We start from the raw sequence: 12,180 nt of genomic DNA, 5'->3' as shown, positions 1-12,180 counted from the left end.
CGGGGCGCAACGTCGCCGTGCGGCCGGTGCGCGGCGTGGCCCTGCGGCACGCACGCGGCCTTGGCGGCGTCTCCCGACGCCCGCTCGCGCCGGCCTGCCGCCGGACGGTCGCCGAGCGCGGTCATGCCGCCACCCGCTCGAGCCCCAGCGCGGCCAGCTGCGCGGCGAAGCGCGTGGCCGGCGCCGCTTCGGCCACGGCGCGGGCGTCCGCGATCGTGTCGACGTCCAGCAGCGGTCGGAGGACGCGCGGGTGCAGGCCGAGCAGCGTCAGCTTCGCCCGCTGGACCACGCCGGTCCGGGCGGTGCTCATCGGCACGCCGGCGAAGACGGCGGGGTCGGGCGTGCGCAGCCCGATGCCCCAGTAGCCGCCGTCGAGCGCCGCCCCGAACGCGGAGTCGCCGGCGGTGACCGCCTCGAGACCCTCGTCGAGCAGGCGCGAGGTCAGCTGCGGCGTGTCCATCCCGACCAGGAACGCGGCCTCGCCCACGTCGGCGAACGCGTTGGCGAGGCGGTCGGCGAGTCCGTCACCGCGCTGTGGGATGACGTCGAAGCCCGGCGGCAGCCACGGTCCGGGCGTGCCGTCGAGCACGAGTACCCGCCGCGTGGGGCGCAGGGCGCCCAGCGCGGCTTCCAAGGTGTCCTCCAGGGCCGCCTGCGCCACAAGGGCGGCCTGAACCGGCGTGCAGGGTGGCGTCAGGCGGGTTTTGACGCGCCCGGCGACCGGCGCTTTGGCGATCACGATGAGAACGGGGCTCACAAGATGAGTAGCGTGGCCCACGCCGCTCCGGATCACTCAAATGCAGGCGTCACCGTAAGACACTCGTCATATCGCGGATGGCCCGCGCCGTGCCGCGGACGGTGCCGGTGACCTTCGAGCGCCCGTCGCGCGGGTGGTAGGAGACGCCGATCTCGCGGATCGTCCAGCCCGCCGCCGAAGCGCGCAGCACCATCTCCAGCGGCCAGCCGAAGCGGCGGTCGCGGATCCCGAGGTCCAGCAGCGCCTGCCGGCCGGCCGCGCGCATCGGCCCCAGATCGCGCAACGGGACCTTCGTGCGCCGGCGTAGCTCGACCGCCAGCACGGTGTTCGCGACCCGCGCGTGCACCGGCCATACGCCGCGCGCGACCGGTTGGCGCGCGCCGAGCATCAGGCCGGCCTCGCCCGCGAGCACCGGATCGGCCACGCGCGGCAGTTCGCGCGGATCGAAGGACGCGTCGCAGTCCATGAAGCACACGACGTCGCTCACGGCCGCGGTCAGCCCGGCGAAGCACGCGGCGCCGAAGCCCGGGACCGGCTCGACCACGACCCGCGCCCCGAGCGCCGCGGCGAGCTCCCCCGACCCGTCGGTCGACCCGTTGTCGACGACGATCGGCGAATAGCCCGCGGGCATCCGCTCGAGCACCCACGGGATGGCGTCACGCTCGTTGAGCACGGGGAGGACGACGTCCGGCACGGAGCGAGACGGTAGCCTGGCGCCGTGTTCCTCGTCACCGGCGGGGCCGGGTTCATCGGCTCGCACATCGTCGACGCGCTGCTGGCCGGCGGGCATGAGGTGCGTGTCCTCGACACCTTCCTCGACGCCGCCCACCGCGAGCGGCCGGACTACCTCGACCCGCGCGCCACCTACATCGAGGGCGACGTGCGCGACCCCGAGGTGGCCGCCCGCGCGGTTCAAGGCGTGGACGCCGTGAGCCACCAGGCGGCGATGGTCGGCCTCGGCGTCGACCTCGGGGACATCGCCGACTACGTCTCCCACAACGACTTCGGCACCGCCGTGCTGCTGCGCGCGCTCGCCGCCCGCGCCTTCTCCGGTCCGCTGGTGCTCGCGTCGAGCATGGTCGTCTACGGCGAGGGCCGCTATCGCTGCGAGGAGCACGGCCTCGTCCGCCCGGGCCCGCGCACGCCGGAGGCGCTTGACGGCGGGCACTTCGAGCCGCCGTGTCCGACGTGTGGCCGCGCGCTCGCCCCTGAGTCGGTGCCCGAGGACGCGCCGCTGGACCCGCGCAACGTCTACGCGGCGACGAAGGTCGCCCAGGAACACCTGTGCACCGCCTTCGCCCGCGAGACCGGCGCGACCGTCACCGCGTTGCGCTACCACAACGTCTACGGTCCCCGGATGCCGCGCGACACGCCATATGCGGGCGTGGCGAGCATCTTCCGCTCGTCCCTGGCCGCTGGAACGGCGCCGCGCGTGTTCGAGGACGGCGCGCAGCGGCGCGACTTCGTGCACGTGCGCGACGTCGCGGCGGCCAACGTCCACGCATTGCAGGCCGGCGTCCCCGGTGCGTTCAACGTCGCGTCCGGCACGCCCCGCACGGTGGGGGACATGGCGGCCGCGCTCGCTCGCGCGGTCGATCCGTCGCTCCCACCCGTCGTGACCGGGCAGTGGCGCGCGGGCGACGTGCGCCACGTCTTCGCCTCGCCCAAGCGCGCTGCGACGCAGCTGGGGTTCCGGGCGGGCGAGGACTTCGAGGCGGGCATGCGCGAATTCGCCGAAGCGAAGCTGCGCGCATGAGCCGCTTCGCCGTCGTCGGCCATGTCGAGTGGATCGAGTTCGGGCGCTTCACCCACGTCCCCGTGCCCGGCGAGATCATCGACGCGTCGTCGTGGTTCTCCGAGGCCGCCGGCAGCGCGGCCGTCGTCGCCGTGCAACTGGCCAAGCTGAGCGGCGACGTCGACTTCTTCACCACCCTCGGCGATGACGAGCGCGGGCGCCGTTCGCTCGAGCGCCTGACCGAACTCGGCGTGCGCGTCCACGCCGCGCGGCGCGAGGCGATGCAGCGCTGGGGCTTCGTCCACCTCGACGACGACGGGGAGCGGACGATCTCGATCGTCGGCGAGCGCCACGCGCCGAGCGGTGACGACGATCTCCCCTGGGACCGGTTGGACGGCGCCGACGCGGTCTTCGTCTCCGGCGGCGACCCCGCGGCGATGACGCACGCCCGGCGGGCCGCCCGCCTCGTCGCGACCCCGCGCGCCGTCGAGACCCTCCACGGCATCCACATCGACGTGCTCGTGGGGAGCGGGCACGACCGGCTCGAACAGGTCGACCGCGAATCGCTCGACGTGGGCATCGTCGTCACGACCGCGGGCGGGGAAGGCGGCACCTGGCAGGCGGGCCTCGTCCGCGGCGACTTCGACGCCGCGCCGCTGCCCGGCCCGCTGGTCGACGCCTACGGCGCCGGCGACACGTTCGCCGGCGGGCTCACCTATGCGCTCGGAGCGGGCCGCTCGATCGACGACGCGCTGGCCTTCGCCGCCCGCGCCGGCGCCGCGAACCTCACCGGCCGCGGCCCCTACGCCGGCCAGCTCACCGCCGCGGACCTCAGCACGTGAACTCGTCGGAGGACTCGACGCCGCGGAAGCCGGCGGCGTAGAGCCAGCGGTCGATCTCGACGGCGATCGCGTCGCGGACCGCGGTGTCGTCCGTCTCGTCGAAGTGCTTCTGGACCTTGGCCATGCCGAGCCGAAGCCGGCTGAGCGCCGTCTCCCGGCTCGCACCGCGCTTGAGCGCGCTCGCGAACCGCACTACGACCCGCCGGATCGCGGCATTCCCGCCGCGGGTGAACATCTCGTAGTCGCCGGCGACCCGCTTCGGCCACGGGTGGCGCTTGCCGCGCTTCTCCGAGACTGCTCGCTGCTGGACGACGTCCACCGCGAGCCGCCCGTCCGGAGCCCACGCGCGGCCGTACGGCGTGCCGGCCGACGGACCGACGAGCAGGGTGGGAGCCGCTCCCGGCGAGGCGACGGCGATCGCGTCGTCCGGCTCGGTGCAGGCGTCGTGCGTCACGAACGTGGAGAAGGCCAACGTCTTGCCATCGGGGCTCCACAGAGCGTTGAAGCCGCCGTTGGCCGCGCGCACGCCGGCCTCACCCGGTACCACGATGCCGTCCTCGGACGAGAGCGCGATCCGCCCGGTCGTGCTCCATGCCGCATCCGTCGCCTCCCGCCCGAGATCCGCGGTCTGGCCGGTGGCGATGTCGAGCCGGTACGCGCGGTCGTCGTCGATGAAGACGAGCGCCGACGCGTCGGGCGAGAACGCCTGCTCGCCGAGATCGCCTTCTGACGCGCGCTGGACGAGCACCGCCCCGGTCGCGGTGTCCAACACCCGCAGCTGTCGGCCGACCAGCACCGCGACGCGCGAGCCGTCGGCCGACCAGCCGATCCTGGGGATGAACCAGACGAACAGATCGGCCGGGTAGGAGCCGACGATCTGGCCGTCGGACGCGCGCAGCTCGAACCCCCTCGGCTGCATGCGGATGGTGCGCCCGGTGGGCCCGACCGAATCCGCATCGTCGAACTGCGGCGCCGCGGTGCGACTTCCGTCGACCCCGAGGATCGAGCGGGTGTTGGCGCGCTCGATCAGGAGCCCGCCCTCCACACCGGCGACGAGCCGGGTCTTGTCGCCCTTGACGAGCGTCGTCGACGCGCCGGTCGCGGGATCGATCAGGCGGACGTCAGCCGCTGCAGGCGCCGCGGAGAGGGCGAACAGGGCAATGGTGAGGAAAGCGCAACGCATTCACCGGGAATCTACCCGCAGCGCGTCGCTGACGACACCGAACCTAAAGAGGGTCTGACCCCCTTTATCTAAATGGGGTCTGACCCCATTTAGGTCGCGTTTAGGTCAGGCGGCGAGTGGGAGGCCCTGCTCGGCGATGTCGGCGAGCAGTGAGACGGCGGCGGTGACCGGCGGGAGGGCGGCGATGTCGTTCGCCACGGCGCGGGCGGCGGTGCGGTAGGACGGGTCCTGGAGCAGGGTCGTGACGGCGTCGCCGAGGCGGGCGGTGCCGTCGAGCTGCAGGCCGGCGCCGAGGGCGGCGACGCGCTCGGCGTTGTCGGGCTGGTCGGCGAAGAGCGGGACGAGCGCGAGCGGCATGCCGGCCGCCATCGCCGCGAGGGTGGAGCCTGAGCCGCCGTGGCCGACCATCGCCGCGGCGTGGGCCATGACCGCACGCTGCGGCACCCACGCCTCGACGTGGGCGTTCGCCGGCACGGTGCCGAGGGCGGCGGGGTCGACCTCGGTGCCGACGGTGAGCAGCACCCGCACGGGCAGGTCGGCGAGCGCCTCGAGCGCGCCGCGGTAGACCTCCGGGAAGAACCCGTTGCCCGCGGCGGACGAGCCGAACGAGACGTAGACCAGCGGCTCGTCGGACCCGTCCCACCAGTCCGGGAGCGGGCGCGACGGCGTGGCCGGCGCCCGGAACCGGTGGGTGCCGGGGAACTCCGGGAAGTCCGGGTGCTCCAGGGAGCGGGGCGCGAGCGTGAGGTAGGGCTCGCGCGACCGGTCGCGGCGCGGCGCTGCGAGGCCGAATTCGGCGCGCAGCTTGGTCATCGGACGCGCGAGGTCGTACCAGCGTTCGTTGACCACGGTCAGAAAACACGCGGCGTGGACGTCCGGGACGCCGATGCTCTCCGCCGCCAGCACGGAGGCGAACTCGCACGTCTCCCGGACCACGACGTCCGGCAGCCAGCGGCCCGCCAGCGCCATCAACCCCGGCAGCGCGGAGCGGGCGAACTCACCCGCGAAGACCTCCTCGAAGACGATCTTGCCCGCCTCGATCCCTGTCGGCGCGGCTTTGACGCGCGTCCAGATCTCGGCCATCGTCGCCTCGTCGGGCTCGCCGAGGGGCGAGAACTTCAATCCGGCACGCTGCACGTGGGGGCGGGTGGAGGGCGCCGCGGCGACGAGGACTTCGTGCCCGGCGGCGACACAGGCGTGGGCGAACGGCACCAGCGGGCCGACATGCCCAGCGCCGCGCGTCGTGGCGAAGAGGATGCGCATACCGGTCCCAGACGACACCGGTCCGCACTCGATTCCCCGCAGGGACCCCCGCCGACCCCCCGGTTCTACAGGAACAAGGCGAGCAGCGTGCTGACGATCCCGGTCCCGAAGAAGATCAGGAACACGATGACCCAGGGCGTCATCCCGCCCTTGGTCGGGCCCGAGCTGAGCGCGCCGAACCACGAGGCGATCCGGTTCCCGATGCCCGGGCCCTTGTCCCAGCGCGCGGTGTCCAGATCTGCGCCGCAGATGGCGCAGCCCGCGGCGAAGGGGCTGACGGGTTCACGACAATTCGGGCATCGGCTCCGATCAGGCATTGCGAATAGGATGCCGCGATTCCGGCGTATCGGAAGTGAACAATCGTCGAGGTGGTAAGAAGCCTTCGCGATGCTCATCACCTCGGAGTTCCTCACGGAGTACCAGCCGCCCGACCTGGGCGACGACGCGAACTTCTTCGTCGTCGCGCGCACGGAGGGGTTCGGTGACGACGACGGCAATGGCGGCGGCTCGCTGGGCGTGGGCTGGATCGAGGACCGCACGCGGGTCACCGACAGCGCGGTGCTGGCCGTCGCGTGGGCGATCCTGCTCACCGGCGTGGCCGACGACGGCTCCAACCCGCTGCCGATCGCCCGGATCCGCGCGTTCGCCGTCGACCCGCAGGAGCACGCCGACGCCGACCTCGATCAACTGCCCGGCGAGCGCGTCGTGCTCTACGTGGAGACCGACGGCACGATCATCGAGGCCGACGAGGCGGAGTTCGCGGCGCTCGAGAAGCAGACCGGCGAGTGGAGCGAGATCGTGAAGGTCTTCTACGACGAGGACGAGGACGAGGACGAATAGACCGTGACGATCTCCCACGGCCGGTAGGGAACGACGATCTCGCCGCCCTCGATGCTGAGCGGGTCGCCGGGTTGCTCGAGCAGGTTGGCCCGGTGCGCGGTCGTGGCGGGAACCCTGACGCGAGCGGTGCCGCGTGCGCCGTGGGGCTCGTAGAGGCGCAGGACGAGCGCGCCGGAGTCCTCGGCACGCTTGATCGTGTCGAGCACGAGGCCGCCGGTGACGCTCGCAAGGCTGCCGGGGGCGAGCGCGCCCCAGCGGATCGGCGAGTTGAAACGGGTCGCTTCCCCGACCACGTCCGCGTCCTGCCAGCTGCCGGGGTGGGGGAGGAGCGCGTAGGCGAAGCGGTGCAGTCCGCGGTCGGCCTCGGGGTCCGGGAGGCGCGGAGCTCGCAGGAGCGAGATCCGCAGCGTGTCGCCGAACGCGGAGTAGCCGTACTTGGAGTCGGTGAGCACGGCGACCCCGAAGCCGTGCTCGGACATGTCGGCCCAGCGGTGGCCGGGGACCTCGTAGCGCGCGAGGTCGGCGCGCGTCGAGTAGTGCGTCGGGCGCTGGACGGCGCCGAACGCGACCTCGTACGTCACGTCGCGTGCGTGGACGGCGAGGGGGAAGGCGACCTTCAGCAGGCGATGGTCGAACTGCCAGTCGACCTCGGAGTGGATCTCGAGGCGGCGCGCGCCGGCGTCGAGCCGGATCGCCTGGGTCAGCCAGCCGCGGTCGAAGACGACCTCGGCACGGAGCGGGTGCTCGCGGACCGTGTGGCCGGCCGCGGGCGGCAGGTCCTCGCGGGTCTCGAGGTGGGCGGGGTCGAGATCCCACGCGTCCCAGGCGGTGGGAAGGTCCTCGTAGAGCTCGAGCCGGTTGGCCGGGGCGGAAAGGGCCTCGCGGCCGCCCGTGACGAGGCTGGTGACGGTGCCGTCCGGCGAGAGCGTCACGGTGAGGTGCTCGTTGGCGAGGACGATCGCGCCGTCGTCGCGGCGGGTGAGGCGCACGGGGGCGGGCGCGACGACCGACGCGTCGCCGCCGACCGGCGCGCTGCTGCCGGCGCCGCCCCGCGCGACGATCTCGCCCGCCCCGTACGGCGGCACGTCGACGAACACGAGCTCGTCGCCCGGTGTCACCGCGACCTCTCGCCGTGCGAGCGCCCGCGTGTTGAACGGGATCTCGCCCTCGCCGAGCACGGCGGCGCTGATCGCCTCCGCGCCCGCCTCGACCGCCGCCAGGTCCGCACGCGCACGGACGTTGACCTCGTTGATCGAGGAGCCCGGGAGGATGTCGTGGAACTGGTTGAGCAGCAGCGTCTCCCAGAGCCGCTGAAACGCTTCACGCGGATACTCCTCGCCCGCCAGCGCGGCGAGCAGCTCTGCGTCGTGCAGTGCGCCTTCGCCGCGGCGGTTGCCCCGCTTGAGCTGCGCCTGCGACGTGTAGGTGCCGCGGTGCAGCTCGAAGTAGAGCTCGCCGACGACGGTCCGCAGGTCGTCCGCATCGGCCTCGAGATCGGCGAAGAACTCGACCGGCGACCGGACCACGGTCCGCGGCAGGCCGTGGATGTCGCGCGCCCGCGCCAGCCGCTCGAGCATGTCGGCGGTCGGCCCGCCGCCGCCGTCGCCGTGGCCGAAGACCAGCAGCGAGTGGCGCGAGCGGCCGTGGTCCCTGTAGACCGCCGATTCGCGGTGCAGCTCCTCCACCGTCGCCTCGGCGTTGTACGTGTCGGCGGGCGGGAAGTGGGTCAGGACCTCCGATCCGTCCAAGCCCTGCCAGATGAACGTGTGGTGCTCGGGTTGCGTGAAGCGGTTCCACGAGAGCTTCTGCGTCAGGAAGCGCGTGATGCCTGCCTCGCGCATCAGCTGCGGGAGCTGCGCGGTGTAGCCGAAGACGTCGGGGTTCCAGAACTCCGTGCAGTGGCGGCCGAGCTCGCGCTCGAAGAAGCGCTGGCCGTAGAGGAACTGGCGGGCGAGCGACTCGCCGGACGGCAGGTTGCAATCGGGTTCGACCCAAGTCCCGCCGACCGGGATCCAGCGGCCGGCGGCGATCGCCGCCTTCACCCGCGCGAACAGTGCCGGCTCACGATCGCGCAGCCACGCGTAGTGCTGCGCCTGCGAGTGCGCGAAGACGTGCGCCGGGTAGTCGTCGAGCAGCCGCAGCTGTGCGGTGGTCGTCCGGATCAGCTTGCGGTAGGTCTCCTCGAGCGGCCACAGCCAGGCGGTGTCGAGGTGGGCGTGGCCGATCGCCGAGGTGTGGTGGATCGCGTTCGAGCCGCGGGCGAGCAGGCGGTCCAGGCGCTCGCGGTCACCGTCGACCGTGAAGGCGTGCAGCTGCGCGAGCAGCTCACCCGCCCACTCGGGCTCGGCCACGTCCTCCAGCGCGAGCAGAAACGTCACGTCGTGGAACGTGCGCCAGGCGTCCGCGTCGACCGGCGCGACGTCGCAGCGCCGCAGCTCGAAGCGGGCGGCCAGCCCCTGGCCGGACTCGCCGTACCCGAACGCGTCGTTGCACGCCAGTTCGAGCTCGAACACCCGCTCGCCGGACGGCACCGGAACCGACATGCGCGCCTGCCGCGGCCCGGAGCTCAGCGACTCGGCCGGCTGCCCGTCAACCCACAGTGTCGCCTCGCCGCCGAAGTCGAGGAACAGGTGCGCCCCTGACGGCACCGTCCCTGAGGCTCTGAGCCAGTACGTGGCGAAGAGCGGCCCGAGCCGCGCGCCCAGCTCGGCCGGCCGGTATGCACGGGCGAACTCGCCCCGCTCAACCGGGCCCGACAACGAGAGCGACAACGGCACCGGCGTCCCGAAGACGGGAAGGCGCGCGGCGAACTGGGCGATGCGCTCGCGCGCGTACTCGCGATGCTCGAACACCCCCGGCTCCTACCCGCGCGGCGGGCGGCTAACGATGCCGCGTCCGGACCGGTGCGCGGTGCGGCGCGGTGCGACGCGTGGGGAGGGGAGTGCCGCGGCGGTCGCCGCCGTGATCGCGCCGGCGCGAGTGCCAGGGCTGGGACTCCGGGAGCGGCAGCCGGAGGCCGCCGGGGCCGCACGAAGGCTCTTCGGGCTCGTTGCCGTCGCCCTTGCCGCGGCGGAAATCGTCGCCGTCGTCGTCGTTGTCGTCACGCAGGCGGAAGAACCACACCAGCCACACGACAAGTGCTCCGACGTCGAAGACGCGGAGGCCAACCATGAAGATCCACCCCTCAAGGCTCACTTCTTTGCAAGCGTAAGCCAGGCAAGCGGTGTCTGCAACCTCACTCCGTTAGCCACCTGTCGATCAGCCGCCGGGCGATCGCCAGACTCGGGGGAAGCCGGAGCGGACCGCCGGGATCGCCGGGGGTGCCCCAGTCCTCGTCGTCGGGCGCCGCGGCGGCGCGCTGGATCTCGGCGCGCTCGAACCAGCGCACGTCCTGGAGCTCGTCGTCCTGGATGCGCGCCTCGCCACTCTCATACGGCGCCGAGAAGCCGAGCATCAACGACGCCGGGAACGGCCACGGCTGGGAATCGACGTAGCGCGGCCGCGCGACGATCACGCCTGCCTCCTCGCGCACCTCGCGCGCCACGGCCTCCTCCAAGCCCTCTCCCGGCTCGACGAACCCGGCAAGCGCGCTGTAGCGCCCGTCCGGCCAGCTCGCCTGGCGGCCGAGCAGCAGCCGGTCGGCGCCGTCGGTGACGAGCATGATCACGACGGGGTCGGTGCGCGGGTGGTGCTCGGTGCCGCAGTTGGGGCAGTGGCGGGTCAGGCCCGCCTCGACGATGTCGCTCTGATGACCACAGGCCGAGCAGAACCGGTGCCGGCGGTGCCAGTTCAAGAGCGCCGCGGTGTAGGCGGCGAGGCCGCCTTCGGCCTGCGAGAGCCGCGCGGCGGCCTGGCGCAGCGAGAGGCGATCGCCGCCGGCACCTGTGGGCGGCTCGCCACGGACGCCCCCGGAGCCGACCATCGGCACGCGCCCTTCGCGCAGCGGGTCCTCGTCGACGGCAAAGAGCGGGCCCCGGCCATCCAGACCGAGCAAGTACGGATACGCACCGTTGAGGTCGGTGAGCGGGACGAGCTCGAGCCGCCCGTCCACGACTCGCAGACCGCGGTCTCCGGCGACGACGGCGCGCGCCGCGGGATGCGCCTGCTGCTCGGCGACCCAGGACGGATCGCGGCGGCGGGAGTCGCCCGCCCGGTCGAGCGCCGCTCCCGTGAACGCGTTGGGCTCAGTCACCCACAGGACACTAGAGACACGAGCGTCTCGCCAGGCCTTCGATTCCCAGCGAACTCTTCGTGGACTCCCGGGGTCGACGTCGGAATCCACCACCACGCCGACGTCGACTCGACCTCGGCGACGGCGTCGCGCAGCAACGCCCGCCGGCATGCCCGGCGTGCCCGGGCTTCGCGGGCCTAGGAAGTGCGGTGCGAGAGGCGCCCTGCCCTGGCGGGGCGCCTCTCGTCTATTCGAGCCGGAACCCGATCTTGAGCGTCACCTGGTAGTGGCGCACGTTCTCCTGAAGGGCGCCGCGAATGTTGACCACCTCGAACCAGTCGAGGTTTCGCAGGGTCTCGCCCGCCTTGTCCAGCGCGTTGTCGATCGCCTTCTGGATGCCCTCCGGCGATGAGCCGGTGATCTCCACCGACTTGTAGACGTGATCGCTCATGACGGGCGGTGATACCAGGGGTCGGCGGCCAATGCGTTCTCGAGCGCCGCGCGGGCGTCTTTCATGACCGGTTCGCCGTGGGTGACGAGCGCGCGGTCGAAGTCGATCTCGAGCAGGTGGGCGAGCTCCTTCGAGGTCCGGCGGCGGAAGAAATCGATGCGCGCGGGGGTGATCGGGTTCATCGACCAGTAGCGCAGCCCGCCGTCGACGCCGACGATCCGGTCCCCGAACGCGAGGGCGCGCAGGCCGGGCAGCTCGAGCGGGCGCTCCTTTCCGCGCTTGAGCGGGTGCCAGGCGAGACCCGCGTCGGGATCGAACGGCGTGCCGTCCGGCAGCCGTCCCGCGATGTCGGGGTGGCCGCTGACGACGCCGCCCCAGCGTTCCACGGCCACAGCGGCGTCGCGCACGTGGTACGGGAGGGTGATCGCGACCACCACGTCGCCGTCGATCAGCGGGTCGAGGTCCGCGTCGCCCAGCAGCGGGTCGATCAGGATCGTCCGCCCGCCCTCATGGGCCAGATAGCAGCCCACCTGCGCGCCGAACTCCGACCGCGGATGCCACTCCGGATGGCGCGCGGTCCAGAACCAGAGCCCGTCCGCGAGCTGTCTCACGTCTTGACGGTCTCCGCTTCGGTCTCGAGCACGCCGAGCAACTCGCCGACGCGGCAGACGAGCAGGCGCTCCTCGTCGACCTCCACCCACGCGCCCGCCGACGCGGGGAAGACGACGTGGTCGCCGGGCTGGACCGGCATCGCGATGCCCGCCTGTTCCCACCAGTCCAGGCCCGGGCCGACGGCGAGCACGATCCCGTGCTGCGGCGGCGGTTCATGGGTCCCGGCGGGGACGAGGAGACCGGACTGGCGAATGCGGTCCGGTTCGAGTTCCTTGACGACGACACGGTCGAAGAGCGGGCGAAGGTTGTGGCGCATGGTCTGCGCA

General features: G+C 72.8%; 14 protein-coding genes. 3 read left to right on the top strand and 11 right to left on the bottom strand.

Features of this window, described 5'->3' with window-relative positions; all coding sequences use genetic code 11:
* Nucleotides 1–121: 121 nt before the first annotated feature.
* Both OM076_RS27325 and OM076_RS27320 read right to left on the bottom strand, forming a co-directional pair.
* Nucleotides 122–757 (bottom strand): TIGR04282 family arsenosugar biosynthesis glycosyltransferase, encoded by a 636-nt coding sequence (locus OM076_RS27325; RefSeq protein ID WP_270043282.1) that lies wholly within the window; start codon nt 755–757, stop codon nt 122–124.
* A gap of 49 nt (nt 758–806) precedes the next feature.
* The gene (locus tag OM076_RS27320; protein WP_270043281.1) at nt 807–1,451 is read right to left on the bottom strand and encodes a glycosyltransferase family 2 protein; all 645 of its coding nucleotides are present in this window, start codon (nt 1,449–1,451) and stop codon (nt 807–809) included.
* Between the two features lie 24 nt (nt 1,452–1,475).
* Between OM076_RS27320 and OM076_RS27315 the strand changes: the two genes are divergently transcribed.
* The gene (locus tag OM076_RS27315) at nt 1,476–2,513 is read left to right on the top strand and encodes an NAD-dependent epimerase/dehydratase family protein (RefSeq protein ID WP_270043280.1); all 1,038 of its coding nucleotides are present in this window, start codon (nt 1,476–1,478) and stop codon (nt 2,511–2,513) included.
* Entirely contained in the window at nt 2,510–3,334 is an 825-nt protein-coding gene (locus OM076_RS27310) for a PfkB family carbohydrate kinase (protein ID WP_270043279.1), read from the top strand. Before OM076_RS27315 ends, OM076_RS27310 begins: the two co-directional genes overlap by 4 nt.
* On the opposite strand, the gene OM076_RS27305 is transcribed toward OM076_RS27310, so the two are convergent.
* From OM076_RS27305 to OM076_RS27295, 3 genes are all read right to left on the bottom strand, one after another.
* Nucleotides 3,324–4,517, bottom strand: a complete 1,194-nt coding sequence (locus OM076_RS27305) for a TolB family protein (RefSeq protein ID WP_270043278.1) — start codon at nt 4,515–4,517, stop codon at nt 3,324–3,326. The genes OM076_RS27310 and OM076_RS27305 overlap by 11 nt on opposite strands.
* 105 nt (nt 4,518–4,622) lie before the next feature.
* Nucleotides 4,623–5,780, bottom strand: coding sequence for a glycosyltransferase (locus OM076_RS27300; RefSeq protein WP_270043277.1), 1,158 nt, complete (start codon nt 5,778–5,780; stop codon nt 4,623–4,625).
* A gap of 65 nt (nt 5,781–5,845) precedes the next feature.
* Entirely contained in the window at nt 5,846–6,097 is a 252-nt protein-coding gene (locus OM076_RS27295) for a hypothetical protein (protein ID WP_270043276.1), read from the bottom strand.
* Between the two features lie 70 nt (nt 6,098–6,167).
* Here OM076_RS27295 and OM076_RS27290 point away from each other — a divergent pair, with 70 nt between their 5' ends.
* A complete protein-coding gene (locus OM076_RS27290) occupies nt 6,168–6,620 on the top strand; it encodes a hypothetical protein (RefSeq protein ID WP_270043275.1) in 453 nt (150 codons plus the stop codon).
* On the opposite strand, the gene OM076_RS27285 is transcribed toward OM076_RS27290, so the two are convergent.
* From OM076_RS27285 to OM076_RS27260, 6 genes are all read right to left on the bottom strand, one after another.
* Entirely contained in the window at nt 6,590–9,472 is a 2,883-nt protein-coding gene (locus OM076_RS27285) for an alpha-mannosidase (RefSeq protein ID WP_270043274.1), read from the bottom strand. The genes OM076_RS27290 and OM076_RS27285 overlap by 31 nt on opposite strands.
* A gap of 28 nt (nt 9,473–9,500) precedes the next feature.
* Nucleotides 9,501–9,791, bottom strand: coding sequence for a hypothetical protein (locus tag OM076_RS27280; RefSeq protein WP_270043273.1), 291 nt, complete (start codon nt 9,789–9,791; stop codon nt 9,501–9,503).
* Nucleotides 9,792–9,855: 64 nt separating this feature from the next.
* Nucleotides 9,856–10,812 (bottom strand): NAD(+) diphosphatase, encoded by a 957-nt coding sequence (nudC, locus tag OM076_RS27275; protein ID WP_270043272.1) that lies wholly within the window; start codon nt 10,810–10,812, stop codon nt 9,856–9,858.
* A 226-nt stretch (nt 10,813–11,038) separates the two neighbouring features.
* Nucleotides 11,039–11,242 (bottom strand): dodecin, encoded by a 204-nt coding sequence (locus OM076_RS27270; RefSeq protein ID WP_270043271.1) that lies wholly within the window; start codon nt 11,240–11,242, stop codon nt 11,039–11,041.
* Nucleotides 11,239–11,853, bottom strand: a complete 615-nt coding sequence (locus tag OM076_RS27265; protein ID WP_270043270.1) for an MBL fold metallo-hydrolase — start codon at nt 11,851–11,853, stop codon at nt 11,239–11,241. The genes OM076_RS27270 and OM076_RS27265 overlap by 4 nt, the downstream gene beginning before the upstream one ends.
* Nucleotides 11,850–12,170, bottom strand: coding sequence for a co-chaperone GroES (locus tag OM076_RS27260; RefSeq protein ID WP_270043269.1), 321 nt, complete (start codon nt 12,168–12,170; stop codon nt 11,850–11,852). Before OM076_RS27260 ends, OM076_RS27265 begins: the two co-directional genes overlap by 4 nt.
* Nucleotides 12,171–12,180: the final 10 nt, after the last annotated feature.

This window comes from Solirubrobacter ginsenosidimutans, from assembly GCF_027587205.1.
This window is presented reverse-complemented; position numbering and strand designations above follow the sequence as displayed.

Coding starts and splice junctions, on each gene's coding strand:
- OM076_RS27270 (WP_270043271.1), bottom strand. CDS start 11,242: ATGAGCGATCACGTCTACAAGTCGGTGGAGATCACCGGCTCATCGCCG.
- OM076_RS27280 (WP_270043273.1), bottom strand. CDS start 9,791: ATGGTTGGCCTCCGCGTCTTCGACGTCGGAGCACTTGTCGTGTGGCTG.
- OM076_RS27300 (WP_270043277.1), bottom strand. CDS start 5,780: ATGCGCATCCTCTTCGCCACGACGCGCGGCGCTGGGCATGTCGGCCCG.
- OM076_RS27260 (WP_270043269.1), bottom strand. CDS start 12,170: ATGCGCCACAACCTTCGCCCGCTCTTCGACCGTGTCGTCGTCAAGGAA.
- OM076_RS27295 (WP_270043276.1), bottom strand. CDS start 6,097: ATGCCTGATCGGAGCCGATGCCCGAATTGTCGTGAACCCGTCAGCCCC.
- OM076_RS27305 (WP_270043278.1), bottom strand. CDS start 4,517: ATGCGTTGCGCTTTCCTCACCATTGCCCTGTTCGCCCTCTCCGCGGCG.
- OM076_RS27310 (WP_270043279.1), top strand. CDS start 2,510: ATGAGCCGCTTCGCCGTCGTCGGCCATGTCGAGTGGATCGAGTTCGGG.
- OM076_RS27290 (WP_270043275.1), top strand. CDS start 6,168: ATGCTCATCACCTCGGAGTTCCTCACGGAGTACCAGCCGCCCGACCTG.